This window comes from Streptomyces sp. NPDC088732 (assembly GCF_044751205.1).
GTDB lineage: Bacteria > Actinomycetota > Actinomycetes > Streptomycetales > Streptomycetaceae > Actinacidiphila.
Genome location: NZ_JBIVLI010000030.1, coordinates 16,100 through 42,039, shown reverse-complemented (window position 1 = coordinate 42,039; position 25,940 = coordinate 16,100). Strand labels below are relative to the sequence as shown.

General features: G+C 72.8%; 21 protein-coding genes. 14 read left to right on the top strand and 7 right to left on the bottom strand.

What is annotated here, in order from left to right; all coding sequences use genetic code 11:
* Positions 1 to 220: 220 nt before the first annotated feature.
* Genes ACIP9H_RS36615 through ACIP9H_RS36600 form a run of 4 tightly spaced genes read left to right on the top strand, consistent with a single transcriptional unit; the run spans position 221 to position 6,035 of the window.
* Entirely contained in the window at positions 221 to 1,504 is a 1,284-nt protein-coding gene (locus ACIP9H_RS36615) for an ABC transporter substrate-binding protein (protein WP_401963317.1), read from the top strand.
* 42 nt (positions 1,505 to 1,546) lie between these two features.
* Positions 1,547 to 2,446: a carbohydrate ABC transporter permease gene (locus tag ACIP9H_RS36610; protein WP_401963315.1), complete on the top strand. Its 900-nt coding sequence runs from the start codon at positions 1,547 to 1,549 to the stop codon at positions 2,444 to 2,446.
* Positions 2,443 to 3,360 (top strand): carbohydrate ABC transporter permease, encoded by a 918-nt coding sequence (locus ACIP9H_RS36605; protein ID WP_401583642.1) that lies wholly within the window; start codon positions 2,443 to 2,445, stop codon positions 3,358 to 3,360. The genes ACIP9H_RS36610 and ACIP9H_RS36605 overlap by 4 nt, the downstream gene beginning before the upstream one ends.
* A complete protein-coding gene (locus tag ACIP9H_RS36600) occupies positions 3,357 to 6,035 on the top strand; it encodes a hypothetical protein (RefSeq protein WP_401963313.1) in 2,679 nt (892 codons plus the stop codon). Before ACIP9H_RS36605 ends, ACIP9H_RS36600 begins: the two co-directional genes overlap by 4 nt.
* A 220-nt stretch (positions 6,036 to 6,255) precedes the next feature.
* On the opposite strand, the gene ACIP9H_RS36595 is transcribed toward ACIP9H_RS36600, so the two are convergent.
* Together ACIP9H_RS36595 and ACIP9H_RS36590 are read right to left on the bottom strand one after the other, a co-directional pair.
* The gene (locus ACIP9H_RS36595; protein ID WP_401583638.1) at positions 6,256 to 6,972 is read right to left on the bottom strand and encodes an SDR family oxidoreductase; all 717 of its coding nucleotides are present in this window, start codon (positions 6,970 to 6,972) and stop codon (positions 6,256 to 6,258) included.
* A 53-nt stretch (positions 6,973 to 7,025) separates the two neighbouring features.
* Positions 7,026 to 7,886 carry a DUF427 domain-containing protein gene (locus tag ACIP9H_RS36590; RefSeq protein ID WP_401583636.1) on the bottom strand — a complete coding sequence of 287 codons (861 nt, stop codon included), beginning with the start codon at positions 7,884 to 7,886 and terminating at the stop codon, positions 7,026 to 7,028.
* 137 nt (positions 7,887 to 8,023) lie between these two features.
* On the opposite strand from ACIP9H_RS36590, the gene ACIP9H_RS36585 reads away from it, so the two are divergent.
* The 3 genes from ACIP9H_RS36585 (at position 8,024) to ACIP9H_RS36575 (ending at position 13,375) form a co-directional block, all read left to right on the top strand.
* The gene (locus ACIP9H_RS36585) at positions 8,024 to 8,620 is read left to right on the top strand and encodes a CGNR zinc finger domain-containing protein (protein ID WP_401583635.1); all 597 of its coding nucleotides are present in this window, start codon (positions 8,024 to 8,026) and stop codon (positions 8,618 to 8,620) included.
* Positions 8,621 to 8,907: 287 nt separating this feature from the next.
* The gene (locus ACIP9H_RS36580) at positions 8,908 to 10,242 is read left to right on the top strand and encodes a PP2C family protein-serine/threonine phosphatase (RefSeq protein ID WP_401583633.1); all 1,335 of its coding nucleotides are present in this window, start codon (positions 8,908 to 8,910) and stop codon (positions 10,240 to 10,242) included.
* A 235-nt stretch (positions 10,243 to 10,477) separates the two neighbouring features.
* Positions 10,478 to 13,375 carry a M4 family metallopeptidase gene (locus ACIP9H_RS36575; protein ID WP_401583632.1) on the top strand — a complete coding sequence of 966 codons (2,898 nt, stop codon included), beginning with the start codon at positions 10,478 to 10,480 and terminating at the stop codon, positions 13,373 to 13,375.
* A 63-nt stretch (positions 13,376 to 13,438) separates the two neighbouring features.
* Here the strand turns inward: ACIP9H_RS36575 and ACIP9H_RS36570 are convergent, their stop codons facing one another.
* Entirely contained in the window at positions 13,439 to 14,278 is an 840-nt protein-coding gene (locus ACIP9H_RS36570) for a patatin-like phospholipase family protein (RefSeq protein WP_401583630.1), read from the bottom strand.
* 191 nt (positions 14,279 to 14,469) lie between these two features.
* Here ACIP9H_RS36570 and ACIP9H_RS36565 point away from each other — a divergent pair, with 191 nt between their 5' ends.
* Genes ACIP9H_RS36565 through ACIP9H_RS36555 form a run of 3 tightly spaced genes read left to right on the top strand, consistent with a single transcriptional unit; the run spans position 14,470 to position 17,185 of the window.
* Positions 14,470 to 15,411: a metal ABC transporter solute-binding protein, Zn/Mn family gene (locus tag ACIP9H_RS36565; protein ID WP_401583834.1), complete on the top strand. Its 942-nt coding sequence runs from the start codon at positions 14,470 to 14,472 to the stop codon at positions 15,409 to 15,411.
* Positions 15,408 to 16,301 carry a metal ABC transporter ATP-binding protein gene (locus ACIP9H_RS36560; RefSeq protein ID WP_401583628.1) on the top strand — a complete coding sequence of 298 codons (894 nt, stop codon included), beginning with the start codon at positions 15,408 to 15,410 and terminating at the stop codon, positions 16,299 to 16,301. Before ACIP9H_RS36565 ends, ACIP9H_RS36560 begins: the two co-directional genes overlap by 4 nt.
* Before the next feature lie 14 nt (positions 16,302 to 16,315).
* Entirely contained in the window at positions 16,316 to 17,185 is an 870-nt protein-coding gene (locus tag ACIP9H_RS36555) for a metal ABC transporter permease (protein WP_401583831.1), read from the top strand.
* On the opposite strand, the gene ACIP9H_RS36550 is transcribed toward ACIP9H_RS36555, so the two are convergent.
* A complete protein-coding gene (locus ACIP9H_RS36550) occupies positions 17,112 to 18,008 on the bottom strand; it encodes an alpha/beta fold hydrolase (RefSeq protein ID WP_401583627.1) in 897 nt (298 codons plus the stop codon). The two genes, ACIP9H_RS36555 and ACIP9H_RS36550, sit on opposite strands and share 74 nt — an antisense overlap.
* Before the next feature lie 307 nt (positions 18,009 to 18,315).
* Between ACIP9H_RS36550 and ACIP9H_RS36545 the strand changes: the two genes are divergently transcribed.
* The gene (locus ACIP9H_RS36545; RefSeq protein ID WP_401583625.1) at positions 18,316 to 19,428 is read left to right on the top strand and encodes a PP2C family protein-serine/threonine phosphatase; all 1,113 of its coding nucleotides are present in this window, start codon (positions 18,316 to 18,318) and stop codon (positions 19,426 to 19,428) included.
* Positions 19,429 to 19,544: 116 nt separating this feature from the next.
* Complete coding sequence (locus ACIP9H_RS36540) at positions 19,545 to 20,438, top strand: LysR family transcriptional regulator (RefSeq protein WP_401583623.1); 894 nt, start codon at positions 19,545 to 19,547, stop codon at positions 20,436 to 20,438.
* A 39-nt stretch (positions 20,439 to 20,477) separates the two neighbouring features.
* On the opposite strand, the gene ACIP9H_RS36535 is transcribed toward ACIP9H_RS36540, so the two are convergent.
* Positions 20,478 to 21,710, bottom strand: a complete 1,233-nt coding sequence (locus ACIP9H_RS36535; RefSeq protein ID WP_401583621.1) for an MFS transporter — start codon at positions 21,708 to 21,710, stop codon at positions 20,478 to 20,480.
* Positions 21,711 to 22,417: 707 nt separating this feature from the next.
* On the opposite strand from ACIP9H_RS36535, the gene ACIP9H_RS36530 reads away from it, so the two are divergent.
* Entirely contained in the window at positions 22,418 to 22,729 is a 312-nt protein-coding gene (locus ACIP9H_RS36530) for a hypothetical protein (protein ID WP_360905249.1), read from the top strand.
* A gap of 59 nt (positions 22,730 to 22,788) precedes the next feature.
* On the opposite strand, the gene ACIP9H_RS36525 is transcribed toward ACIP9H_RS36530, so the two are convergent.
* The gene (locus ACIP9H_RS36525; RefSeq protein WP_360905251.1) at positions 22,789 to 23,256 is read right to left on the bottom strand and encodes a helix-turn-helix domain-containing protein; all 468 of its coding nucleotides are present in this window, start codon (positions 23,254 to 23,256) and stop codon (positions 22,789 to 22,791) included.
* A gap of 90 nt (positions 23,257 to 23,346) precedes the next feature.
* On the opposite strand from ACIP9H_RS36525, the gene ACIP9H_RS36520 reads away from it, so the two are divergent.
* Positions 23,347 to 23,841: a PaaI family thioesterase gene (locus ACIP9H_RS36520; RefSeq protein WP_401583619.1), complete on the top strand. Its 495-nt coding sequence runs from the start codon at positions 23,347 to 23,349 to the stop codon at positions 23,839 to 23,841.
* Between the two features lie 53 nt (positions 23,842 to 23,894).
* Here the strand turns inward: ACIP9H_RS36520 and ACIP9H_RS36515 are convergent, their stop codons facing one another.
* On the bottom strand, positions 23,895 to 25,553 hold the full coding sequence (locus ACIP9H_RS36515) for a phosphodiester glycosidase family protein (RefSeq protein ID WP_401583617.1): 1,659 nt from the start codon (positions 25,551 to 25,553) through the stop codon (positions 23,895 to 23,897).
* Between the last annotated feature and the right edge of the window lie 387 nt (positions 25,554 to 25,940).

The window sequence follows — 25,940 nt, the reverse complement described above, 5'->3', positions numbered from 1 at the left end:
CGTCCGGACCGGCCGGAGTGTGTTCCGGAACCGGTCCGCGGTCCTCGGAGGACTTGACGTGCTGTCGGAGAACTCTACTGTATGGGGCGAGACAACGTTATCCCACCGTCGGGATGCGGTCGTTCGCCGCTGCCGCGGGGCGCCGGCGGCCGGTGCGCGCCGTTTCCCGGAGGGCCAGGTGCCTGTCTCCCGACAACTCCACACCCGGAAAGGGACCGCCATGCCCAGAAGAACGGCCCTCGGCAGGCGCAGCACCGCTCTCCTCGCAGCCGCCGGACTCTCCCTGCTCGCCGCCTGCTCCTCCACCGCCTCCGGAGGGGCCGGCGGCAACGCGCTGACATACCTGACGTTCAACACCCCGACCCTGACACCGGCGTTCTGGACCGACTCGATCGCCAGGGCGCAGAAGGCCGCGCCGGATGTGACGATCAAGCAGGTCGTGGCACCCAGCACCGACCGCGACTCCTACGCCAAGCAGCTGCAGGCCTCCGGCCAGTTCCCCGACCTGCTCCAGTCGATCACCCCCGCGCAGTACACCGAGGCCGGCCTGCTCACGCCGTACGACCAGGCCTGGATCGACCAGAACTTCCTGCTGCCGCAGGGCAACGCCATCAAGGGCAAGGTGTACATCCCGCCGACCAACTCGCAGATCATCCCGCTGGTCTTCTACAACAAGAAGCTCTTCCAGAAGGCCGGCGTCACCCCGCCGGCGACCTGGAAGCAGTTCCTCGCGGTGTCGGAGAAGCTGAAGGCGTCCGGCGTGACCCCCCTCGAACTGGGCGGCAACGACCCGTTCGCCGCGGGGATGCCGCTGACCGGCGCGCTCAGCGCCGACGTGCTGGGCAAGAACCCGCAGTGGATCCAGCAGCGGCACGCGGGCAAGGTGAGGTTCACCGACGCCGACGTCGTGGCGGCCGCGACCAAGATGCGCACCCTGGTGAAGAAGGGCTACTTCCAGGAGGGCGCGCTCAACGTCAGTTACGCCGACTCCATCAAGGACTTCAACGCCGGCAAGGCGGCCATGTACCCCATGGGCAGCTGGTACCTCGGTGCGATCCCCAAGGACCAGTGGGACACCATCGGCGTCTTCCCCTGGCCGACCGACGACGGATCCACCGTCGTGCCGTTCGCCGTCGGCGGCTCGATGGCGATCAGCAGCAAGGCCAAGGACGCCAAGGGCGCCATGGCCTTCGCCAAGGCGTGGTCGCTCGACGCGGGCAACCTCAAGGCCCTGATCGAGGGCGACGGCGCCTTCCCCATGCTCAAGGACAAGACCCTCGACGACTACGGCGTCAACGTCAGCCCCGCCTTCACCGACTCCTACGCCTTTGTGACCAAGGACAACACCAAGGTCAGCGCGATCGGCTGGGCCACCAACGACGACGCGCTGCCGGGCTCGCTCAACAACGAGTTCTACGCCGCCGCCCAGGCCCTGTTCAACACCGACGACGTCAAGGGCGAGATGGCCAAGCTCGACCAGGCGTGGGACTCCGCGACGAAGTGATCTGACGGTCCGTCAGGCACTCCCAACGAAAGGAGAAGGCGGGTGAAACCGCTGTCGACGTGGTTCCGCGACGCCTCGCAGGACCTCGGGCTCCGTCTGATCGCCGGGTTCGGCCTGCTGCTCTACACGGTGTTCATCGTCGTCCCGGTCCTCATGAGCCTGCGCAGCAGCTTCACCGACGAGAACCCCCTGAAAGCCGGCAGCGACTGGATCGGGTTCGGCAACTACACCGAGATGCTGCACGACCCGCAGCTGCGCGCCAGCGTCCTGTTCACCCTGGCACTGGCCGTCGGAGTGACGGCGGTGGCCAACGTCGCGGGCCTGCTGCTCGCCGTGCTGCTCGACCGGACCGCGCTCACCTACCGGGTGCTGCGCACCGTGGCCTTCCTGCCGCAGGTGGTCTCCGGGGTGATCGTCGGCTTCGTGTGGAAGGCGATCTTCACCCAGGGCGGCCTGCTCAACGACACACTGATCAAGCTCCATGTCATCGGCGAGCCGGTGGACTGGCTCGGCAGGCCGCACCTCGCCCAGCTGTCGGTGGGCATCGTGGTGGCCTGGGTGCTCTCCGGCTTCACCACCGTGGTGTACCTCGCGGCCCTGCAGAACATCCCGCGGGAGCTGTACGACGCGGGCTCCATCGACGGGGCCACCGGCACGCAGCAGTTCCGCATGATCACGCTGCGGATGGTGGCCCCGGCCACGACCATCAGCGTGACCATCTCGCTGATCACCGTGCTCAAGCTCTACGACATCATCCAGGTCCTCACCTCCGGCGGCCCCGCCAACGCCACCCAGTCCACCGCGCAGTACATCGTGAAGACCGCGTTCACCACCGACCGGTTCGGCTACGCCTCGGCCGTCGCCATGTTCCTGCTGGCACTGTCCGCGGTCATCGCCCTGTCCGTCACGAGCATCCTCCGCCGCAGGGAGATCGACCTTTGACCGTCCAGCACGCCCCCGCCCGCCCCACGACGCGCCGCCGGCAGAGGCCGGAGCGGCCGGCTGCCGCCCCCGGGCGGACCGGGCGGTACCGCGGGCTCCGTTCCCCGGTGCGGCTGACCGCCGCGGTCGTCGTGGTGCTGCTCTTCGTCAGCCCCATCTACCTGACCGTCGTCAACGCCTTCAAGACCGAGGAGGCCATCGTCGCCAACCCGGCGGCGCCCCCGGTCCACCCCACGCTCGGCAATCTGTCCACCGCACTCGGCCGTCCGGACCAGCTCATCCAGCTCGGGCTGCGCAACTCGCTGATCGTCGTGCTCTGTTCGGTGCTGCTGCTGATCCCGCTCGGCTCGGCGTTCAGCTTCTGGATCTCCCGCCGGCGCACCCGCCCGCGGGCGGCGATCCTGGCGGTCCTCGCGGCGGGGCTGATGATCCCGCCGCAGGTCGTGCTGCTGCCGACCATCAGGATCCTGACCTTCCTCGGCCTCGACCACTCGTATCCCGGGCTCGTCCTGTCCAACCTCGGCGGCGGCTACTTCTCCTTCGCGGTCTTCGTCTACGTCGGCTTCATGCGCGCGGTGCCGGACGAGGTCGTGGAGGCGGCACGGCTGGACGGGGCGGGAGGGCTGCGGATCTGGTGGACGATCGTCATGCCGCTGGTCCGGCCCGCCACCGCCACCGTGGCGATCTTCCTGTCGCTGTGGATCTGGAACGACTTCCTCAACCCGCAGTTCATCCTCGGCCCGCTGCAGGGCCAGACCATCACCACCGGTCTCTATCTCTCCGTGGGGCAGTACCAGATGGATTACGGACAGCTGTTCGGCATCATGTTCCTCGCCGGGATCATCCCGGTGGCCGGCTACCTGCTGATGCAGAAGCAGTTCGCCGCCGGGCTCACCGCGGGATCGGCCAAGTGAGCGCGACGCCGCGGACCGTGGCGCCCGCTCCGGCCCCCGGCCCCGCACCCGCCACCGCGGGGGTGCCCCCGCTGGACGGACTCGCCGGCGACTGGATACCCGCCGACCGGCTTGCGCACCTGCCCAGCCTCCGCAACCAGTGGGGGCAGGGGCATGTGAACGCCGACCTGACATCGTTGTCCTGGCTGGCCTTCCCGCCGTACAGCGGCGGCTACCACACCGGCGTGCTCCGGATCGACGGCCGCCCGCTCGCCGCGGAGCGGCTGCGCTGGTCCCCGTGGGGTGTCGAACGCGCAGCCACCCGGGGCGCGTTGACGGTGCACACCGAGGTGCGGATGGGCTACGAGCGCAGCCGGCTGCTGTGGCGGATCACGCTGCGCAACACCTCGGCCCGGGCCGTGCGCACCCGCGTCGAACAGGAACTCCTGGCGATGTTCGCGCACCACGGGACGGACTGGGGCTGGCTGTACGGCACCCCGTGGAACCACGGCCACCACCACGACTTCTACGCCACGGAACGCCTGCGGGCCGAGGTGCTGGCCGACCGGCCGCGTCAGGTGCAGACCCTGCCGCACGGCGAGCGGTGGCTGCGGCTCGGCTCGCCGCGCATCCCCGGCATCCAGCGGGACGAGGACGCGGCGCCCATGCTCCTGGAGTCCGAACTGCCCGACCACTCCGCCCCGGACGCCGACCGCGTCCGCGAGCCCGGCGCCCCGTGCCTGGTGGACCGGCTCGAAGTACGGCGGCCGGACGGCACGGTCACCCCCGTCGGCACGGAAGTCGCCGGCTGGACCGTGCGGCCCGGCACCGACCTGCGTGTCGGGACCACAGCCCTCGGCGCCGGGGACGTCCTTGCCTTCCGGGTGCGCGTCGACCGGGCCGCCGCCCACGGGATCGTGATCACCCACGGCAACCACCCCGACTCCGCGACGATCGGCCTCGACGAGGGCCGCCCCTTCCTGCGCATCGGCGGTGAACAGGTGGGCGCCGACGTGGCGTTGACCACCGGGCGGTGGCACCGGATAGAACTCCGCCTCGGCGACGACGGCGCCCGCCTGGAGGTCGACGGCACGGAGCGCGCCCGCACCCGGCCCTGGTGGGAGGGACAGCGGTGGACGGCCCGGGTGACGGACGGCGCCCTGTGCGTGGCCGACTCCCGCAGCCCGGCGCGGTCGGCGTACGCCTTCGCCGAGCCGCCCGCCACCCTGACCGCGAACGGCGCCCGAGGGCTCGCGCACTGGGACCTCCGGCTCGCGCCCGGGCAGGCACACGTGCTGGAGTTTGTCCTCGACATCGGGACGTCCCGGGAGGAGACACGCGGCGCGGCCACCGCGACCGCACACGCCTTCGAGGCGGGCTTCGCGGGGATCGCGGAGCGGTGGCGGACCACCTGGCGACACGCCTTCACCCCGGGCAACCCGGAGTTCTCCGGCCACCTGCCCACCCTGCACACCGACGACGCCGACCTCGCGCGCACCTACTACCTGGGCGCGCTGCTCGCGGTCTACCTGCGCAACACCCGGGTGTCCCGGACCGGTCCGGTCTTCCTCACCGGGGGGCCGCGCCTCGGCCCCACCACGACCTTCTTCTGGGACCAGTCCGAATTCGCCCGCACCGCCGCCCTGCTGGAACCCCGCGGCCTGCGCGCCTGGCTGCTGGCCGCCCTCGCGCAGCCCTACGACCACTGCCACTCCTTCGACACGCACAACCTGTTGCCGGTGGGCAACCACTACGCCGCCAACGACCACGCCCTCTTCCGCACGGTCACCGCGTACGTCACCGTCACCGGTGACACCGGCCTCCTCGCCGAGCGGGCCGGCGACCGCGGCGTGCTGGACCACCTGCGCGCGATGGCCTTCCGGCCGCGCGAGCGGCGCGCGCGGTACGCGGACGGCATCCTGGCCGATCTGGGCTCGGACGCCTGGGAGTTGCTGGAGTGCGTGCCGAACTACCGGGACGCCGTGGTCTCCTTCAACGCCGGGTACGCCGGCATGCTGCGCTCGCTCGGCACACTGCTGCGGTCGGTGGGCAGCGACGCGGAGGCCGCGGAGGCCGAGGCGGAGGGCGCGGAACTGGCCCGCGCGGTGCTCGGCCAGTACGCGGGCGACGGGCGCTGGCGCATCAGCCACCCGCAGGGGACGGACGTCATCGGGCACTGCCTGGACTTCGTCCTGGTCGCCGCCGACATGACCGGCGACCTCACCCCCGCGCACCGCGAGGAGATGGTCGGGTTCGTCACCGGGCGGCTGCTCGACGGCGACTGGATGCGCGCCCTGGACCCGCGCGACCCCGTCGCCCCGTTCTCCGACCGCCCCGACCACGGTGCCGCGGGCGCCTTCGCCGCCTGGCCCGGCGCGACCGCGTACGGCCTGTGCCGCCTCGGCCGTCCCGACCTCGCCGCGGGCATCCTCCGCCGGGCGCACCGCACGACCTCCGGTGCCCTGTGGGGCCAGGCCATGGAGGTGACCCCGGACGGCAGCTACCGCGTCGCCGAACGCGGCGTCTCCAACCGCGAGAGCGTGGCCGCGGTCGCCGTCACCGAGGCGGTGCTCGGGGGGCTCTTCGGCATCGCGGCGGAGGTGCTCCGGCCCGGTGGGCCACCCCTGGAGAACGCCTTCGGACGGCTCACCGACGTACGCGCGGCCGGACACGGCCTGCCGGACGGCGACGCCTGACCCGGTGCCCTGCCGGTGTGCCCGAGCCCATGGGGCCACCGGTCTTGAGCCCGGTGGTGCGCAGGGGACATCTCGTCGGGCGTGGCAAGTGGACGGCACCGCGCGCTGCCGCGCGTAGGGGCGGGGCGGTCGAGTGGGCTGGCGGAGCGGCTGGTTCGCAGCACGGCGACATCACCGGGCCGGCCGCCCGGGAGTGCGGCCGGCCCGGTCGGGACGCCGGTCAGACGAGCGGCTGCCCGCCGTCGACGGGCAGGCAGACGCCCGTCAGGAAGGTGTTGGTCATCGCGAAGACCGCCGCGTGGGCGACGTCTTCGGGGGTGCCGATGCGCCCGACGGGATTGGCGGCGGACAGCCGGGCGAAGAAGTCGCTCTTCTTCTTGTCGCCGAGCGCGTCCCACGCGCCGGTGTCGACGGTGCCGGGGGAGACGGCGTTGACCCGGATCGGGGCGAGTTCGACCGCCAGCGAGCGGGTGACGGTGTTGACCGCGCCGTTCGTCGCGGCGACGCCGATGAAGCCCGGGTCGGGTTCGAGCGCCGCGACACCGGAGAGCAGGACGAACGAGCCGTCCCCCGGCATCCGCGACGCGAAGTGCTTGGCCAGCATCAGCGGTCCGACGACCTTGGTGTGGAAGGACAGCACGATCGCCGCCGGGTCCAGTTCGCCCACCAGGCCGCGGGCGCGCGCGGAGGCCGCGGACACGATGTGGTCGACGGCGCCGAGGTCCTCGGCCAGCGCCGCGATCGACGCCTCGTCGGTGAGGTCGACGTGACGGACCGTCACGCCGGTGCCGCAGTAGGCCTCCTCGAGGCCGGTCACCGAACGGCCCGCCGCCACGACGCGCGCGCCCTCGGCGAGCGCCGCGTCGGCGACGGCCCGGGCGATCCCGCTGCCGCGGCCGACCACGAGTACGGTCCGGTCCTTGAGGGATGTGGGCATGGGGATCTCCTTGGTGGTCGGGAGGGGGCGGCCGGCGCGCCGTCCCCGGGATGTCAGGCGCCGCGGACCTCGGCGGCGTCCAGGCCGCGGTCCACGCCGTGGGGGACGACCTGCTGGCCGGGTTCGAGGACGAGCCGTTCGCCGTCGAGCAGCACCTCGACCTTGTCGGGTTCGAACGAGACGAGTCCGCCCACCCGCGCGACCTCGGGATAGGCGTCGCGGTACGACCACGCGGCCTTCCGCGAGCCGCCGATGTCGTAGTAGTCGGCGAGGCCCTTGTAGGGGCAGAACGTCTGCCCCTCCGCCGGGTTGAGCGCGGTCTCGTCGACGTCCGCGCGCGGCACGTACCAGCGGGGCGCGAACCCGGACTCGTACAGCACCACCGGATGCTCCGAGCGGGCCACGACACGGTCCTCGGAGCGCACCTCCAGGGTGCGGGAGGTGTCGCGGATGTCGATGCGGTGGTAGGCGTCGGCGGCGTGCCCGAGGATGCGTTCGTCCTCCTCGTAGAAGGCGTCCATCGCCCGCCAGGCGAAGGCGACGCGCCCTTCGAGTTCGCTCGCGTGGTCCGGTAGGGCGGTCAGTTGCCAGGCGGCGCGCTCGGTCCGCCGGTCGCCGGCCCGCACCGTGAACCAGGAGGTCTCGCCGAGGTCCTGGTGGCGGGTGGTGCGGTCGGTGGGGATCAGCGCGTCGTCCCGGACGGCGGTCCGCGGGAAGTAGGCCACCGGATAGCGGCCGGGCTCGTGGAGCAGGACCACGTCCTCGCTGTCGGCGATCCACTCGCCCGCGTACCGGACCCGCATGCGGCGGCGCAGCCGTTCGGCGAACAGCATCCGCTCGGGGAGGGGGTCCGGGACCAGGAAGCGCCCGAGCCTGGTGGTGGAGAGCGGTCCTTGCTGCCATGACAGTCCCATGGCGGTCCCTCTTCCGTGCTCGATGACTAATGCTTCAATCGACAGTAGTTCCGTTAGGTCGTGGAGGCAATGCCGACCGGACTGTGTCGTGCAGGTGCGGGGTGGACCTCACCGTGACTAATGGGTAGCATCAATACGTGAGCATTCAAGTAAGCGTCGAGGAGCTCCAGGCCGCGGGCTTCCCCATGGGGGGCGAGCCCCTGGTCGCGCTGGATCTCGCCGACACGGTGATGATGGTCGCCGAGCCGCCCGTCGACCTCATCGAACCGTCCGCCGCCGCCACCGCCTGGTGGGACATCCAGTCCCGCCGGCTCCCCCCGGGCCCGGTCCCGGCCCCGGGGGCGACGCGCAGGCTCCGCGCCGCGATCCGCGAGGTGCTGGACGCCCATCTGGAGGACCGTCCCGCCGACGCCGCCGCCGTGGACGACATCAACGCGGCGGCCGCGGCGGTGCCCGCCAGCCCGCGCCTGGTCCTCACGGGCGACGGGCCGCGCGCCGCCACCCGCTGGCACACCGAGCACGGCGGCAACGCCGCACTCGCCGCCATCGCGGGCGAGGCCGTCGCCCTGCTGGGCAGCCCCGACCGGCTGCGCCTGCTGCGGCGCTGCGCGAACCCCGAGTGCTCGATGCTGTTCCTCGCCGAGAACCGGCGCCGCAAGTGGTGCACCAGCAACATCTGCGGCAACCGCGCCCGCGTCGCACGCCATTACGCCCGTACCCACGCGGCGGGCTGACCCCTCCCGGCCGCCGTGGGCCATGCCGGTGATGTGCCCGGCCGCCCCGACTGGCCCCTACCGCGCCCGTGTGCATGGGCCGGGCCGTCGCGCCCCGGCGCACCGGGGCGCGGCGCCGCCGGCCGCCGCCCGGACGTCCAGGCGCGCGCCGCCACCCTGATGGCGGTGCGGCGCGCGGTGGCGGACCGCGCGGGCACCGCCGAAGCTTTTGTTCTGCATCGTGGTGTCTGGTGGTGTCGTGTGCGCTTCCTGCCGTTGTCGGATCGTCGTGGGCGAGTGTCGCTGCTATGGGTGAGGTGAGTGGCGCCGGGCGGGACCCTGGCGAACTGGGACACGCGTGGTTCCCGCTGGATCCCGGCCTGGAACGGATCTCGACCGAGCTGAACGACCTGGCGCGGGCCCAGCGCAGGCTCCAGCTGCTGATGGCGGCGATGCTGGCGATCAGCCGCGAGCTCGATCTCGAAGTCGTGCTGTCCCGCATCGTGTCGGCCGCGGTGGACGTGGTCGGGGCGCGCTACGGGGCGCTCGGCGTGCTCGACGCCAAGGGCGAGGCCCTGGGGGAGTTCCTGACCGTCGGCCTGGACGAGTCCGAGAAGGAACGCCTGGCCGGTACCGAACTCCCGCGCGGCCGCGGTCTGCTCGGCTACCTCATCCACCACCCCGAGCCGCTGCGCGTGGCCGACATCGCCCGGCACCCCGACTCGGTCGGCTTCCCGCCGGGCCACCCGAAGATGCGCACGCTGCTCGGCGTGGCCATCAGCGTGCACCAGCAGGTCTACGGCAACCTCTACCTCTCCGAGCGCCTCGACGGAAACCCCTTCGACGAGTCCGACGAGGCGATGCTGGTCGCACTGGCCGGGGCGGCGGGCGTCGCCATCGAGAACGCCCGCCTCTTCGAGCGCGTCCGCGACCGCAACGAGGAGTTCCAGCGCCTCTTCCTGCCCGGCCTGCCCGACCTGCGCCCCGTCGAGGCGGCCGCCGTGTACCGGCCCCCCGTGCAGCCCGAGCACATCGGCGGCGACTGGTACGACGCCGTCCTGCTGCCCGACGGCTCCTGCGCCGCCGTCGTCGGCGACGTCGCCGGCCATGACCTGCGGGCGGCCGCCTCGATGGCCCAGACCCGCAGCATGCTCCGTGCCCTGCTCTACGAACTGCGCACACCGCCGAGCGCCGTCCTGTCCCGGCTGGACACCACGCAGGACGCCTTCGAGGAGCACTCCGTGACCACGGCCTGCCTGGTCCGCATCGAGACCAGGGGCCCCGACGCGTGGACCCTGCACTGGAGCACGGCCGGCCACCCGCCGCCGCTGCTCGTCACCCCGGACGGCCACGCCCGCTATCTGGCCCCCGAGCCGGACCTGCCCCTCGGTGTCGACATCTCCGAGCGCCGGCACGACCACGCCCACCGCCTCGAACCCGGCTCCACCGTCGTGCTGTACACCGACGGGCTGGTCGAGCACCGCGACGTCCCCGTCGACATCGGGCTGCGGGCCCTGGCGCAACTCGCCTCGGCCAACTTCCACCTGCCGGTCGACCGGTTCTGCTCGGTCATCGCCGACCAGCACCCGAGCGACGGCCACGACGACCTGGCCGTGCTCGCGCTGCGCACTCCCTCGGACTGAGACCGGCCGCCACCTCCGACGTGTCGCGTGCCCTCGCGCGTTCCGGCGCCCGCGCCTGACGGACACCCGGCCTTCGCACCTGCGCAATTGCGCGTACTCCCACGGGATCTTCTCTTGTCATGCGCGCGTGAGGCGACAAAGGTCGGGGCGAGCCGCGGGCGCGATGGTGCGCCATGCATCTGCTGTCCCACTACCGGGCCCGGGTTCGCACCGGGCCGTCGGAGGCACGTTGTCCATGTCATCTCGTACACGGCGCACGCCCGTTCACAGACCCGGCCGCGCCGGCCTCGCCGCCCTGCTCGCCGTCACCACGGCGCTGGGTGTCGCGGGCCTGACCTCTCCCGTACACGCCGAGGAAGCGGCACCGGCCGCGCCGACCGGGACCCAGCCGACTCCCGACACGGCGACTCCCGCGCTGGTGGAGGGACTTGACGACGCGGTGGACGCGTCGGCGCCGGCCGCCGAGGCGGCGCGGTCGCACCTGGCCGGGCACCAGGAGCGGTACCGGATCCCCGCACCCGACCGGGACCTGGTCACGGAGTCGGTGACCACGGAGACCGACGGGACGGAGACCGTGCGGCTCGACCAGAAGTACCGCGGTGTGCCGGTCCTGGGCGCTCAGTACGTGGTGCGCATGACGCACCGCGACGGGAAGCGGACCGTCACCGGCACCTCCGGGGCCTACTTCGCCGCCCTGGACGTCGACACCGCCCGGCCCGCCCTCCCCGCGGCCACCGCCGTCCGGAGCGCCGTCGAGGAGATCCGGTCCGGACTGGCCCGCGGCGGCTACCGCCCGGCCCACTCCAAGTCCGCCGCGGACGACCTGTCGGGCACCGACCGCGGCCTGACCGTCCTGCCGGTCGGCAAGGGCGTGCTCGCCCGTCATGTCACCGTGCGCGGCACCGACCCCGTCAGCCGCACGCCGCTCGTCCAGGAGGTGTACGTCGACGCCGCCACCGGCGTCGCGCTCTTCCAGTCCGGCGGCCTTCCGACCTTCGCGGCCCCGTCGCCCGCCGCCTCCGCCGTCGGCACCGAGGGCACGTCGATGCGGACCGGCAAGCCGGCCACTCCCGGCGCCGGTTCGGGGAGCGTGACCGGCAGCGGGACCCTGCTGGGCGGCAGGACCGTGCCGCTGTACCTGACCAAGGACGCCGCCACCGGCCAGTACCTGCTGCGCGACACCGCGCACATGGCGGACAGCAAGCAGCACGGCGTCATCCAGACCTGGGACGCCTCCAGCGTCTGGTACCAGGACGTCTCCGGCGCGTGGCCCGAGAGCGTCGTCCCGTTCGTCTCGCCCACGCCGAAGGTGGGCCCCGAGTTCACCGAGACCGGGGCGGTCGACGCGCACTGGGCGGCGGGCCAGGTGTACGACTTCTACCGCGACACCTTCAAGCGCGACAGCCTCGACGGCAAGGGCATGACCATCAACTCCCTGGTCGGCGTGACGGACTTCGGCTCCCCGTTCGTCAACGCCTTCTGGGACCACACCAAGATGGTCTACGGCACCGGCGACGACGAGTACCGCTCGCTCGCCTCCGACCTCGACGTCGTCGGCCACGAGATGACCCACGGCGTGGTCGAGCACACCGCGAACCTCGTCTACGCGGGCCAGTCCGGCGCCATGAACGAGGCGATCGCCGACTACTTCGGCAACACCATCGACGTCACCGTCAACCACACCCCGATGACCGACCCCGACGCGGGGCTCATCGGCGGCGACTTGTGCCGCACCCGCACGCCGCGGCAGTGCGCCTTCCGCGACCTCAACGACGGTGCCACCACGGCCAAGTTCCTCGGCCTGCCGCTCGGCTCCTCGTACGACAACGGTGGCGTGCACATGAACTCCACCATCTTCAGCGGCGCCCTGTGGGACATCCGCGAGCGCCTGGGCGGCACACTCGCCGACCGCATCGTCTACCGCGCCCTGACCTCCTACATAGCCCCGCTCGACGGGTTCGACGAGGGCCGTGACGCGGTCGTCGCCGCGGCCCGGTCGCTCGGCGTCAAGGGCAGCCAACTGGCCGTCGTCAAGGGCGCCTTCGACGCCCACGGCATCGTCCCCGGCTGGGAGAAGTCCCTCGGCCTGGACAGCGACGTCCTCATGGGCCGGGTCGGCACCCTGATGTCGTACACCGGCAGCGGCAACAACCCCAGCGCGGGCAACGGCTGGTGGGCGGCGCCGAAGTCCAGCGCCGACAGCCTGGCCCCGTACGCCGTCTGGGTGGGCCGCACCGATGGCTCCGGCAAGCCCCGCCAGGTCTCCCCGGACGACGGCCGCTCCCACCTCAGCCCCGTCACCGACGGCAAGCGCGTGGTCTGGGTGGCCGTCGGCGACCTCGTCTCCCCTGACGACCCCTACACCCGCACCTACGACATCCTGGCCGCGCCGGTCACCGGCGGGAAGCCGAAGACGCTCTTCAGCACCACTGCCGAGATCAGCGGCCTCAGCGTCGACGGCGACACCGTGGCGTGGTCGTACCGCGAGGCGTCGTCCGGCCGCCAGCGGGTCTTCTACCTCAAGGGCGGCGCGACCGTCCCGCGCAAGGTTCCGCTCAGCCGCGAGGAGAACCAGGCCGCGGAGCCGTCGGTGCGCGACGGGCGCATCGCGTACATCCAGGACGGCCTGTTCGACGGCGTCTACGGAGTCGCCGTCGAGGTGTACGACATCGCGGCCGGCACCACCACGATGCTGGGCGCACCCTCGCAGCCGGAGTGGATGAGCGCCCCGGTCGTCACCGCCTCCGGGGTCTACTGGGTCATCGACACCGACTACACCGACGACGACTTCACCACGCTGCGCCGGGCGGACATCGACGGCTCCCATGTCACCGACCTGATCCCGGAGAAGAGCGCGCACCCGGTCCGCGCCTACGGGCTGACCGCCTCGGACACCGCGGTCACCCTCACGGTCTACGCGTCCTGGAGCCAGGTCTTCGACGACTACAACGACTCCCTGGCCAAGCTCTACCAGTTCACCCCGAAGGGCGCCCCGCTCGGCCGGGTCTCGTGCAGCCACGGCCAGCAGGCCAACGCGGCCGCCGACACCGGCCGGCGTGTCCTGTGGCTGGACACCACGACCACCGACACCGATCTCGTGACCCGCAACCGCCCGGCGGGCACCTGCTCCTGACCCTTTCCCCCAGGTGGGCCCCCGCAGCGACGTGCCGCTGCGGGGGCCCACTGCCGTGCACCGTCAGCGGCTCCACGGGAGCCGGAGCGCGCGCCCCTGCGCGCGGCCCGCTTCGGCGGAGGGCCGGCGCGTGGACGGGTCCAGCGGGCTCGTGCCGATGGCCGCGAGCGAGGCCTCGTCCGGTTCGACGACCGCGACCTCGGCGCCGCCGGCGCGCAGTTCGCGGACGGCCCGCTCCAGGGGTACCTCGGTCGGGAACAGATCGGTGCTCCCCAGCGGCGCCAGCACCAGGACCCGGGAGGCGCCCCCGGCGTAGTCGGCGTTGGTGGCCGACCGCACACCGCCGTCGACGTAGCGGTGCCCGCCGATGGTGGCGGGCGGCCAGACGCCCGGCACGGCGCAGCTCGCCGTGACGGCGTCGACCAGGCTCACGCCGGACGTGTTGTCGAAGACGTGGGGCTCGCCGGTCCCGGCCTCCACGGCGACGATCCTGAGTGTGCGGCCGGGCCACGCGTGCGAGGGGAGGCGCCCCTCGACGACCTTGCGGCGCACTTCCTCGGTCACCGTCCCGGTCTCCAGCGCGAACCTGCCCACCGCGCGGCGTATGTCCGCGACGCCGGTGGCGTTCTGCAGCGAACCGCCGATCCGCTCGCCGAGGGTCGTCAGGTCCACGTCGACCATGATCTCCGCGGACTGGAGCCCGGGCTCGGTCTGCCGGGCGTACAGCTCCTCCAGGGGCAGCCCGCTGCCCAGTTGGGCCGCGACGGCGGAACCCGCCGACGTCCCCACGACCACCTCGGCCCCGGAGACGTCCTGACCCGTGTCCGCGAGCCCGGCCAGCAGCCCGGTCAGCCATGCGATCCCGGCGACCCCTCCGCCGCCGAGCACCAGTGCCTCGGTCATGTCCCGCCCTCCCGTCGTGTCGGGGGTCCCGGGTGATCCCCGCACCATCCTCCCCCCACCGGCTGCGAGCGGCGCGGAAGTGCTTATCGGAAATGAAAACCGTTTGTGTATAGTCCTCGCCAGAGCCCGCCACGCACCGCGCCGTGCCGGGCCGCCACCCCTTGCCCAGCGCGTCGGAGGAATCCATGTCCCTGCCCACGTCACCGTCCCGGCTCCTGGCCCTGAGTGCCGGACTCTGCCTCGCGGTCCTCGCCGCCGGGTGCGGCACCACGGAGGACACCGCGTCGCCCGCGGCCGCGTCCTCCGGCTCGGCACCGTCCGCGAACGTGCCGGTGGTCGCCTCCACGAACGTCTACGGGGACATCGCCCGCAGCATCGGCGCCGGGCGGGTCACCGTCACCTCGATCATCAGCAGTCCCGACCAGGACCCGCACTCCTACGAGGCGGGCACGCAGAACCAGTTGGCGCTGTCGAAGGCCAAGGTTGTGATCGAGAACGGCGGCGGCTACGACGACTTCGTCGACCGCATGCTGCGCAGCGCGGGCAACGGCTCCGCCCGTGTGATCAACGCGGTGAAGGTGTCGGGCAAGACCGCCCCGCCCGGCGGTGAGCTGAACGAGCACATCTGGTACGACTTCCCCTCCGTCGCCGCGATCGCCGACGAGATAGCCGGGGCGCTCGCCGGGGCCGACCCGGCGGGCGCGAGCGACTACCAGGCCAACGCCGCCGCGTTCAAGGCGAAGCTGGAGCCGCTGATGGCGAAGGAGGCCGACATCAAGGCGGCGCACGCCGGCGAGGCCGTGGCCATCACCGAACCGGTCCCGCTGTACCTGATCGACGCCAGCGGCCTGCGCAACGCCACACCCCCGGACTTCAGCGAGGCGGTCGAGGAGGGCGACGACGTCTCCCCGCGGACGCTGCAGGACACCCTGGCGCTGTTCACCGGGAAGAAGGTGAAGGCGCTGGTCTACAACGAGCAGACCTCGGGCCCGCAGACCGAGAAGGTCCAGCAGGCCGCCGAGGCGGCCGGTGTCGCGGTCGTCCCCGTCACCGAGACGCTGCCGGAGGGCAAGGACTACCTCGGCTGGATGACCGCCAACGTCGACGCGCTCGCCGCCGCGCTGGGCGCATGAGCGACCCGGCCGCGGCCCGCATCCCCCCGGCCCGCCAGGGCCGTTCCCCGGAAGGCGGCACCGGCGACACCGCCGCGGCCCCGGTGATCAGCCTGCGCGGTGGCGCGCTCGCCTACGGCACGCGCGTGCTGTGGGAGGGGCTGGACCTCGACGTGCAGCCCGGTGAGTTCCTCGCCGTCCTCGGTCCCAACGGCGCGGGCAAGACCAGTCTGGTGCGCGCACTGCTGGGCCAGCGGCCCCTGTCCGCAGGGACGTTGACCGTACTCGGCGAACCCCCGCGCAGCGGCAGCCGGCACATCGGCTACATCCCGCAGCAGGCCGCGCTGTCCGCGCAGACCATGCTGCGGGCCCGGGACCTGGTGCGCCTCGGCATCGACGGCCATGTCTTCGGACCGCGCCGGTCCGGCCGCGCGGTGCGCCGCCGGGTGGACGAGGTGCTGCGCTCGGTCGGCGCCGAGGCCTACGCGGACGAGCCGGTCGGCCTGCTCTCCGGCGGTGAGCGGCAGCGCGTACGGGTCGGGCAGGCGCTGGCGGGCGATCCGCGGATCCTGCTGTGCGACGAGCCGCTGCTCTCCCTGGACCTGCACCACCAGCGGGCGGTGACCGGGCTCGTCGACGCCCGGCGCCGTTCGCACGGCACCGCCGTGGTGTTCGTGACGCACGAGATCAACCCGGTGCTGGCCGCGGCCGACCGCGTCCTCTACCTCGCCCGCGGCGGCCACCGCGCCGGGCCCCCGGACGAGGTGCTGACCTCGGAGTCGCTGTCCGAGTTGTACGGGACCCGGGTCGACGTCGTCCGCGTCGGCGGCCGTGTCACGGTCGTCGGCGCGCCCGACGAGACGGCCGCCCCTCCGCACCACGCCGAACCGCCCGAACAGACACGGAGATGACCGACATGACAGGCGTGACGCTCGCCGACGGCCTGTGGCAGCAGGTCTTCGTCTTCGACCACTACGGCGAACTCCTGCCCCTGGTCCGCAACTCCCTGATCGCCGGTGCGGTGATCGGACTGGTCGGCGGGCTGGTGGGAGTCTTCGTGATCATGCGCGACCTGCCGTTCGCCGTCCACGGGATCAGCGAACTGTCCTTCGCCGGGGCCTCGGGCGCCCTGCTGCTCGGCGTGAACGTGGTGGCGGGCTCCATCGTGGGCTCCCTGGCGGCGGCCGGCGCGATCGGCGTGCTCGGCGCGCGGGCCCGGGAGCGCAATTCGGCGATCGGCATCATCATGCCGTTCGGGCTCGGCCTGGGCGTGCTCTTCCTCGCGCTCTACAAAGGCCGCGCCGCCAACAAGTTCGGCCTGCTCACCGGGCAGATCGTGGCCGTCGACACCCCGCAGACGACCTGGCTGATCGGCACGTCCGTGCTCGTCCTCGCCGCCCTGGCGGTGATGTGGCGGCCGCTGACGTTCGCCAGCGCGGACCCGGAGGTCGCGGCCGCCCGCGGCGTGCCGCTGCGCGGGCTGTCGCTCGCCTTCATGCTCGCCCTGGGGGCGGCGGTCGCGCTGTCGGTGCAGATCATCGGGGCGCTGCTGGTCCTGACCCTCGTTGTCACCCCCGCCGCGGCCGCGGCGCGGGTGACCGCCTCACCGGTTCTGCTGGCGGTGCTGAGCGCGGGATTCGCCGTCCTCTCGATCGAGGGCGGCATCCTCCTCGCGCTCGGCAGCACCATCCCCATCAGCCCCTACGTCACGACGATCTCGTTCACGATCTACGGCTGCTGCCGTCTGGCGGGCCGTCGCCGCCCGCGGCGGGCAGTGCGTCCCAGAACGCCGTGAGGGCGGCCGCCGTGGCGGCCGGCTGCTGGAGGTTCGGCGAGTGCTCGGCGTCCGCCACGACGGTCCGGCGGGCGCCGAGCCGGCGGGCCATGTCCGCGAGGAGGTCCGGCGCCCAGGCGTCGTCCCGGTCGCCGTACAGCACGTGCACCGGCAGCGCCGCGACGGCGGCCAGCTCGTCGGTCCGGTCGGGCTCCTCCAGCAACCGGGCCCCGGCGACGCGGAGTTGCACCGGACTGTTGCGCAGCCAGCGCTGCCGCAGGAGCTCGGTGTCGGCCGGCGTCGTGGCGGACGGCTTGAGCTGCTGCATCACGTCCCAGATCTGCTGCATGGTCATGGTCGCCAGGGCGTCCAGCAGCAGCTTCAGCAGGAAAGCGCGCTCGTCGCCGACCTCCGCGGGGCCGGACGACATCAGCGTGAGGGACAGGAACGGGCGGCGGTCGGTGAGGACGGCGGCGCGGGCGACCTGTCCGCCCATCGAGTGGCCGAGCAGGTGCACGGGCACGGCCAGCGCCTCCGCCTGGGCCAGGACGTCGGCCACCAGGGCCTCCTGCGCGTACGCGGACTCCTCGTCCGGGCCCGCCGTCGCGTCCTGGCCGCGGCCGTCGACGGCGACCGCGCGGTAGCCGGCGCCCGTCACGGCCCGCAGCAGGGGGATGAACTCGTCCTTGCTGCCGGTGTAGCCGGGCAGCAGCAGGACGGTGCCCCGGACCGGGGCCTCGGGAGCGGCCTCCAGGGCCGCGAATTCACCCCGCCGGGTCGGCAGCGTCGTACGGCGGGCCCCGGGCGGCAGGGCGAAGAGGGAGAGCGATGTTTCGTCGGACACCTGCGAAGCCTATGCGGCCGCCTTCCCGCCGCCCGCACGGGCAGGCCCTTGCGCACGCCTGCGCGGCGGCCCGGGGGAGGGCCCGTCGCGCACCGGACGGTGACAGGCACACCAATGGGCCCTCTGCGGCTGGGATGTGAGGGACTGTCAGCTCTCGGTGATACTTCCCTCGGCTGCTCGTGACCCGAGTCCGCGGGGGCGGCTGCTCCGGCCGCCTGCGCGGCCGCACTCACTCTGGGCCACCCTCACCCCTGGGCCGCGAGGCTGCTGTTGAACTCTTTATGCCGATATGATGCGTTTCGTGGTCATGCGCAGACAGTTACGGGGCAGCAGCCCCCGCCGCGTCGGCCGGTGGCGGGCGGCCCTGCTGCCGCCGGTGCTGCTGACCGTCCTGATCGCCGTCCTGGCGTTCGCCACACCGCGCGAGATCGCCTTCAGCCGGCTGCTGCCCACCGCGCCCGCCCTCGCGGCCGCGATGTGGCCTGTCATCCCCACGATCCTGCTGGGCGTGTGCTGCCTCCTGGTCATGATCGGCGTCGGCATGGTCTACCCCGACCTCGGGACCCCGTACACGGGCGCCGCGATCGTCGCGGTCACGCTGGCGGCCGCCTACGCCAGCCACGTCCGGCTCCAGCGCGAGGAAGCCCTCTTCCAGGTACGGCTCGTCGCCGACGCGGCACAGCAGGTGCTGCTGCGACCACTGCCGCACCGCATGCAGTCCGTCGAGATCGAGTCGCTGTACCTGGCCTCGCAGGAGCAGGCCAGGATCGGCGGCGACTTCTACGAGGCGGCCGACACCCCGCACGGTGTGCGGCTGCTGATCGGCGACGTACGCGGCAAGGGCCTGTCGGCGGTGGGCGCGGCGGCCGCCATCACCGCCTGCTTCCGCGACAGCGCCCACGACGAGCCCGATCTGATGGACATCCCGCCGCGCCTGGAGACCAGCATCGCCCGGCACAGCGCCACCTTCCCGGGGCCCGATCTGCCGGAACGATTCGCCACCGCCGTCCTCGCCGAGATCCCGCACGGCAGCGGCCACGTCAGGATCCTGAACTGCGGGCACCCCCCGCCGCTGCTGATCCACCGCGGCGAGATCCGCGTGCTGGAGCCCACGACACCGTCCCCGCCGCTCAACCTCGCGCGGCTCATCGGCGGCCGCTACTGGGTCGACACCTTCGCCTTCGACCCGGGTGACCAGCTGCTGCTCTACACCGACGGGGTCACCGAGACCCGGGACCGCACCGGTGCCTTCTTCCCGCTCGCGGACTGGATAAGGGGCCAGGGCCGCAGGTCGCCCCGCGAACTGCTGGACCGGCTCCACCAGGACCTGCTCCGCTACGGCGGGGGACGGCTCGGCGACGACATCGCCGCCGTCGTCGTCCAGTGCCACGGAGTCCGCGCCCGCGAACCCTCCGCGTGAACCTCGGCGCCCGCCCCGCCGCCCGGACCGGCGGATGCGATGATCACGGGTACGGGCCATCTCCCGCGGAGATGGCCGCCAGGGCCCGGGACACGCGAGGACGGTGGTGGGCGCCGATGGACCTGCGGCAGATGGAAGTGGTCGTCGCCGTCGCCGAGGAGGGCGGGTTCACCGCGGCGGCGCGGCGCCTGCACGTGGTGCAGTCCGCCGTGTCCGGGACGGTGCGCGCCCTGGAGAAGGAGCTCGGCAGCCCGCTCTTCGACCGTACGACGCACCGCGTCTCCCTCACCCCGGCCGGTGAGGCCTTCCTGCCCGCGGCCCGGACGGCGCTGCGGGCCGCGGCCGACGCGCGGGCCGCCGTCGACGCGGTACGGGGCGAACTGCGCGGGCGCGTCACCGTCGGCACGATGCAGGGGGTGTGGGCCGGACTGCACCATGCCCTCGCCAACCTGCGCCGGGACCATCCCGGTGTCAGCGTCCACCTGCGGCAGGCGGCCGTGGCCGACATCCGGCAGGCACTGCGCGAGGGGACCGTGGACCTGGCCGTCGTCGCGCTCGCCCGCGAGCAGCAGCGGGGCCTGGTGACCCGCCTGCTCTCGCGCGAGGACATGCTGCTCGTGGCCTCGCCCGCGCGTGCCTTCGCCGAGACCGACGTGGTGTCGCACGCGGAGGTGGCCCGGCTGCCCTTCGTCGACTTCTCGCCGGGGTGGGCGGTCCGGTACGCCGTCGACCGCTCGTTCCGCGCCGCCGGAGTGGAACGCGCCACCGCCTACGAGGTCAACGACATCGTCGCCGCCTCCGAGCTGGTCCGCCACGACCTGGGCGTGAGCATCATGCCCGCGTCCATCGCCGCCCGGTTCCCCGGCCTGGCGGTGCGGCGGTTCACCCACCACGTCCCGGCCTGGAAGGTGATGGTGGTCCGGCCGCAGGGCGAGCCGACCCCGGCCGTCGAGGCCCTGCTGCGGCACATCGAGCACATCCCCGCGGCGGGGACCGCCGGGCCGGGATGACACCGGCCGTCCCCGCCGCGGTCGCCCGCTCCGGGTGCCTCAGCCCGTGGCGCCCGGCCGCGGCCGCCGCAGCTCGGTGGCCCAGTAGGCCAGCGCGAGCAGCGGCAGGAGGGCGCCGAACGCGCTCACCGCCGTCCAGCCCGCGGCGTGGTAGGCGAGCGAGCCCAGCTGGGACCCGAGGGCGCCGCCGGTGAAGAAGATGGCGATGAAGGCGCTGTTGAGGCGGGCCCGTGCGCCGGCGTCGAGCTGGTACACGGTGTGCTGGCCGAGGATCATCGTGGTCTGCACGGCCATGTCGATCAGGATCGCGGCCAGCGCGAGCAGCACGATGTGGTGCCCGCCGAAGCCCGCCACGGCGAAGCCCACCGCCGCCACGGCGAACGCGGCCCCCGTCATGGGCCGCACCAGCCTGCGGTCCGCCCAGTGCCCGGCCAGCGGGGCCACGGCGGCACCGGCGGCCCCGACGAGCGCGAAGAGGGCCACGCCGATGGGCGAGTAGTGGAACCGGGGCCCGGTCAGGACGAAGGACACGGTGGTCCAGAAGGCGCTGAACCCGCCGAACATCGCCGCCTGGTAGAGCCCCCGGCGCCGTAGTGCGGGGTGCGTGCGCACCAGGCGTGCCGTCGACCGCAGCACCTGGAGGTACGGCATGGAGGTCGTCGGGGCGTGCTCCGGCAGGGCCACGCGCAGCGCCACCGCGAGCAGGGCCATCAGGACGGCGGAGCCCAGGTAGACGTAGCGCCAGCCGGCGATGTCGGAGACCAGGCTGCTGATGGTGCGCGACAGCAGGATGCCGGTGAGCAGCCCGCTCATGACGCGGCCGACGATCCGGCCCCGCGCGTGGTCGGGGGCCAGGCTCGCGGCGAAGGGCACGAGGATCTGGGCGACCACCGACGTGGCGCCGCTCACCAGGGACGCGAGCAGCAGCACGGGGAAGCTCGTCGCGAATCCGGCGACGGCCAGGGCCACCGTGGTGACGGCCAGCAGCACGGTGATGAGCCGGCGCTTCTCCAGCCGGTCGCCCAGCGGCACCAGGAACAGCATGCCGATCACATAGCCGACCTGCGTGAGGGTGATCAGCCCTCCGGCGGCGGTCGTACCGAGGTGGAAGACCCGGCTCAGCGAGGACAGCAGCGGCTGGGCGTAGTAGAGGTTGGCGACGGTCATACCGGTGGCGACGGCGAGCAGTGCGACCAGCCAGCCCGGCACACCGTGTACGTCCTTGCCGGACGCGGTGGTGCGCGGGCTCCGCTGTGCGGTTGTTGCGAGCACGGGTGCTGTCTCTCCTCGTACGGGAACCGCGTCGGGCGGTCCGGGTGGGGCTCTCCTGCGGGCGGGGCCGTTCGCCGGTTCCCGCCCTTCCGCCTGGTGCAGCGTCGGGGAGGGCTCGTCGCTTCCCATGCGGTGGAGATGAATGATGATGTCAGTCATCTCTGTGAGGGATGACCGGGCCCGGGGCCCGGGCCGGAGGCCTCACGGACCGAAGCCGATTTCCGCGCGACATGAAGTTGTCGCACGAACACTTTCCGTCACGACTCCGGGGCTCCGGTACGGGAAACGGGGTGCCCGCCGGTCGTCGGCGGGTCGGCGGTAGGCCGGCAGCGAGGCTCAACGCACCGTGGAACGACCGGACTTGGCGGGCGACGCAGCGGTGCGGCGCGCTGTACGCCCTTACGGGCACCGCTCACGCACGGTGAGTGATCAACTCGCTACTGAGCGTGGCGAATACGGCGAAAGTCCAGTTCCCAGGCGGCGCTTTGCCCCCTCCTGTCTATCTTTTGACTCCTGGACCCCCTCGTGGCACGGTCATATCTGGGCGTTTTTAGTGGCTTTGGCCACATTGGTCACGTCTGTAACGGCGGGACCACGTCCTCGGACGAAGCGCCCAGGTCGTACCGGTCCACCACGTAAGGGCCGGTGCGGCAGCGGTCGCCCCACGCGGACCGCGATCCGACGTTCCCGTCCCGAAGGGAAGTCCCATGCGCGCGAACATCACCACTCGTCGAGTCGCCGCGGCCGCCCTGGCGGCACCGCTTCTCGCACTCGCCGGCGCCGGCGCTGCCAGCGCCGCCACTCCGCAGGTCGCTCCCGCCACTGTGTCGTCCGCCCACTTCGGTGGCGGCGGCTGGGGCGGCGGCTGGGGTGGCGGCTGGGGCCGCGGCTGGGGAGGCTACGGCGGTTACCGTGGCTTCGGCGGCTACGGAGGTTACGGCGGCTTCGGAGGCTACGGCTTCGGAGGCTACGGGGGTTACGGCGGCTTCGGCGGATTCGGTGGCTACGGCTTCCGGTGATCGCTGAGCAGCACCCGGCCCGTGCCCGGACCTGTCAGGTCCGGGCACGGGCAGCCGTGTCAGGTGGCCGCGCGGGCCGACGCCCCGGGCCGCGTGGCCGCCTGACGGGGTGTCAGCGGCCCGTCGCCGTCCGTGCAGACGACGACCGCCTCCACCGGTGCGCCGCACTCGCGGTGCACCACCTCCAGGGGCGGTCCCTCGGGATCCGCGGTGTAGCGGTCGCCCCACTGCTTGAGGGCGATCATCGCGGGCCACAGGTCCCAGCCCTTGCGGGTCAGCCGGTACTCGTGCCGGGTGCGGCTGCCCGGCTCGCGGTACGGGACCGTGTCGAGGATCCCGGCGGCGACGAGCTTGCGCAGCCGGTCCGCGAGCACCGCCTCGGACAGGCCCATGTGCCGGCGGAAGTCGTCGAAGCGGTGCACGCCGTTCATCGCCTCGCGCAGCACCAGCAGCGACCATTTCTCGCCGATCAGGTCGAGGGTGCGTTGCACGGTGCAGTTCTCGGTGCTGGTCTCCAGCCAGGTCATGCCCGTCATCGTAAGCTGGCTTCGGCATTGACAGCCAGATGTGCGACCCTCTAACTTCGGATGCCGAAGTCAGCTGGAGAGAGGGCGGCCATGACCCGGTCACGCACGTTCGAGTGGAAGGACCCGAGCGTCTCCGCGGCCGCCGTCGGGCAGCGCAGCGGACTGGAGTTCCTCCAGGACATCGTGGCCGGACGCCTGCCCGCCCCGCCCATCGCCGCGACGCTCGGAATCACCCTGGAACAGGTCGAGTTCGGCCATGCCGTCTTCACCATGGAACCGGGGGAGGAGCACTACAACCCCATCGGCAGTGTCCACGGCGGCGTCTACGCCACGCTCCTCGACTCGGCCGCGGGCTGCGCCGTGCAGTCCGTCCTCCCCGCCGGCACGGGGTACACCTCGCTCGACCTGAGCCTGAAGTTCCTGCGCCCGATGAATGTGGACACCGGCAAGGTGCGCGCCGTCGGCAGCGTCCTCAACCAGGGCCGCCGCACCGCCCTCGCCCAGGCCGAACTGTTCGACGCCCAGGACCGGTTGCTCGCCCACGCGACCAGCAGCTGCATGCTCTTCCCGGTGCCGCCGCGCTGACAGCACAGCGGGGCGGCACCCGTACGGACGCCGCCCCGGGGGACCCTTCGGGGTCAGTGCCTGCCCGTCTCCGGGAGCACCTGGATCGTGTCGCCGACCGCGCGCTCACCGGTCGCGTCCGAGGGGACGTTGACGAGGGCGCCCTTGACCGTCATCGCCGAGGAGCCGCCGCCGTCGAGGTTGAGGGCCTGGACCGCGCCGAGCGACCGCATGAAGCGGGCGGCCTCGCCGAGCGTGAAGCCCTCACTGACGCCGGGCTGGCGCCCGTCGACGGTGACCAGGAGCAGACGTCCGTGCCGGTCGATCCCCGCGAGGGTGCGGGGCTGGCGGACGTTGGACCAGGCGAAGCCGAAGGACAGGTCGCGCGGGTCGAGCGTGCCCTCGGTCGCGGCGTCGATGTGGATCCGCCCGTTCTGCACGAGGGTCGGCGCCGCGCTGACGATGCTGTCGTCGGGGCCGAGGCGGACCTGCCGCCCGGAGGAGTCGCGGACGACCTCGCTCAGCGACAGCCGCCGGCCGGTCGCCGCGTGGCCGTTCAGCCAGTCCGCCGCCGCGCCGGTGCCCTGGAGGACCGAGCCGTCCTCCGGTACCGAACCGCCGCGCGCACCGGCGGAGACGACGACGCCCCGCTTGTCCAGGACCACCTGGGTGCCCGCGCCCGTGGGAAGCGCGGCCCGGAAGGCCGGGGTGAACTTCACCAGGTCGTCCGCCAGCGTGCAGGTGGTGTCGTGCCGGGGCTGCTCGGTGGGAACGGCGCCCGGGCGGCCGCAGTTGCGGAGCTTGCCCGGGACGCGGTTGATGCCCTGCACCGCGTACGAGGCGTTGCCGGACCGCACCGTCACGGTGGTCGACAGATCGGCGATGCGCGGCCGCCGGCCCCCGTCGCCGAGGATCAGCGCGGTGCGCGAACCGACGGCCATGGACTCCAGCTCGCCGTGCACGGCGGACAGACCCGCCATCGTGCCCTGGACGCCGTCGGCGTCCGAGGTGATGAAGAAGCCGCCGTTGACGCCGATCAGCGAACCGAGCCGGCCGGCCACCGTGGAGGTCTTCTCCCGGTCCGCCGCGTTGCCGCCGTCGCTGACCTCGATCGTCCCGCGCAGGCGGAACGGGTCGAGGACGGCGACGTGGATGCGCTCCCCGTCGGCGGCCTGCCGACCGTCGTAGCCGGTCCACTCGACGGAGGTGCGGAAACCGGCTCCCGTCATCCCGGAGTTGGTGGTGCCCGCCGCGGCCTGGGTGGCGAACCCGCCGACCCTGACCTGCCAGCCCATCGTGCCGTGCGGGGTGTCGGAGTAGTCGTCCCACGCCACGCGCTCCAGGCGGGGCTCGAAACCGGCGTCGCGCAGGCGCGCCGCGGTGGCGTCGGCCCAGGTGCGGTCCCCGAGCGGGGCCCACGTGGCCGCGCCGGTGAGGCGGTTGACGGCGGGCGCCTGCACGGTGACCGTCCACACCCCGGCGGCGTCGGCGTCGTCGAGGACGCCGGTGCGGACCTGGATGCCGGGGGCCACGTTCTGCGTGGTCCAGGCGATCCCGTGCGGGGAAGACGCAGTGAACGGGGCGGACACCTGGGACGCGTTGGACGACGCCCCGGCTGTCGCGGGCGGGACCAGGGCCACCAGGGCGAGGGCGGCGCCCAGGCCGGCCCCTCTCCAGGCACCGTGCCGTACCCGGCTCGTTCCGCGGCGTGTCTTCTCGGCTGTGACGGACATGCCTCTCCTGACGTACGGTCCTCCACGGTGCCGGAACTCCGGGCACCGCGATCGAACGCCATCCCAGCCCCGCGCGGAGACGCGCACGTCAACCGCCAAGGGCTCGTGGGAGAAACCTCGGTGACAAGCGCAGGTGTCCGCCGCCCGCTGCGAGGTGACGGTACATCAGTTGCGCCCGTGTACTGCCCTGACGGGCCGGGGCCCGCTGTGTCTTCCGGGAGCCGTGTCTTCCGGGAGCGCGTCCGGGCCTCCGCGACCGCCTTGTGCATTCCGTCGCGCGCGTTCATTTGTGGGCGACAACGATCCCCTTGAACGCGTATGTGAACGACATCGCCCAACAAAAAGAGAGGAAGCGGATCGGCCGGGTCCGGGGACACCGGCGCAATG

Bases quoted from the DNA above. Each gene is read 5' to 3' on its own strand.
- ACIP9H_RS36525 (WP_360905251.1), bottom strand. From the start codon at position 23,256: ATGACCTGGCTGGAGACCAGCACCGAGAACTGCACCGTGCAACGCACC.
- ACIP9H_RS36590 (WP_401583636.1), bottom strand. From the start codon at position 7,886: ATGGGACTGTCATGGCAGCAAGGACCGCTCTCCACCACCAGGCTCGGG.
- ACIP9H_RS36560 (WP_401583628.1), top strand. From the start codon at position 15,408: ATGAGCGACCCGGCCGCGGCCCGCATCCCCCCGGCCCGCCAGGGCCGT.
- ACIP9H_RS36515 (WP_401583617.1), bottom strand. From the start codon at position 25,553: ATGTCCGTCACAGCCGAGAAGACACGCCGCGGAACGAGCCGGGTACGG.
- ACIP9H_RS36570 (WP_401583630.1), bottom strand. From the start codon at position 14,278: ATGACCGAGGCACTGGTGCTCGGCGGCGGAGGGGTCGCCGGGATCGCA.
- ACIP9H_RS36595 (WP_401583638.1), bottom strand. From the start codon at position 6,972: ATGCCCACATCCCTCAAGGACCGGACCGTACTCGTGGTCGGCCGCGGC.
- ACIP9H_RS36520 (WP_401583619.1), top strand. From the start codon at position 23,347: ATGACCCGGTCACGCACGTTCGAGTGGAAGGACCCGAGCGTCTCCGCG.
- ACIP9H_RS36615 (WP_401963317.1), top strand. From the start codon at position 221: ATGCCCAGAAGAACGGCCCTCGGCAGGCGCAGCACCGCTCTCCTCGCA.
- ACIP9H_RS36540 (WP_401583623.1), top strand. From the start codon at position 19,545: ATGGACCTGCGGCAGATGGAAGTGGTCGTCGCCGTCGCCGAGGAGGGC.
- ACIP9H_RS36530 (WP_360905249.1), top strand. From the start codon at position 22,418: ATGCGCGCGAACATCACCACTCGTCGAGTCGCCGCGGCCGCCCTGGCG.
- ACIP9H_RS36575 (WP_401583632.1), top strand. From the start codon at position 10,478: ATGTCATCTCGTACACGGCGCACGCCCGTTCACAGACCCGGCCGCGCC.
- ACIP9H_RS36545 (WP_401583625.1), top strand. From the start codon at position 18,316: ATGCGCAGACAGTTACGGGGCAGCAGCCCCCGCCGCGTCGGCCGGTGG.
- ACIP9H_RS36580 (WP_401583633.1), top strand. From the start codon at position 8,908: ATGGGTGAGGTGAGTGGCGCCGGGCGGGACCCTGGCGAACTGGGACAC.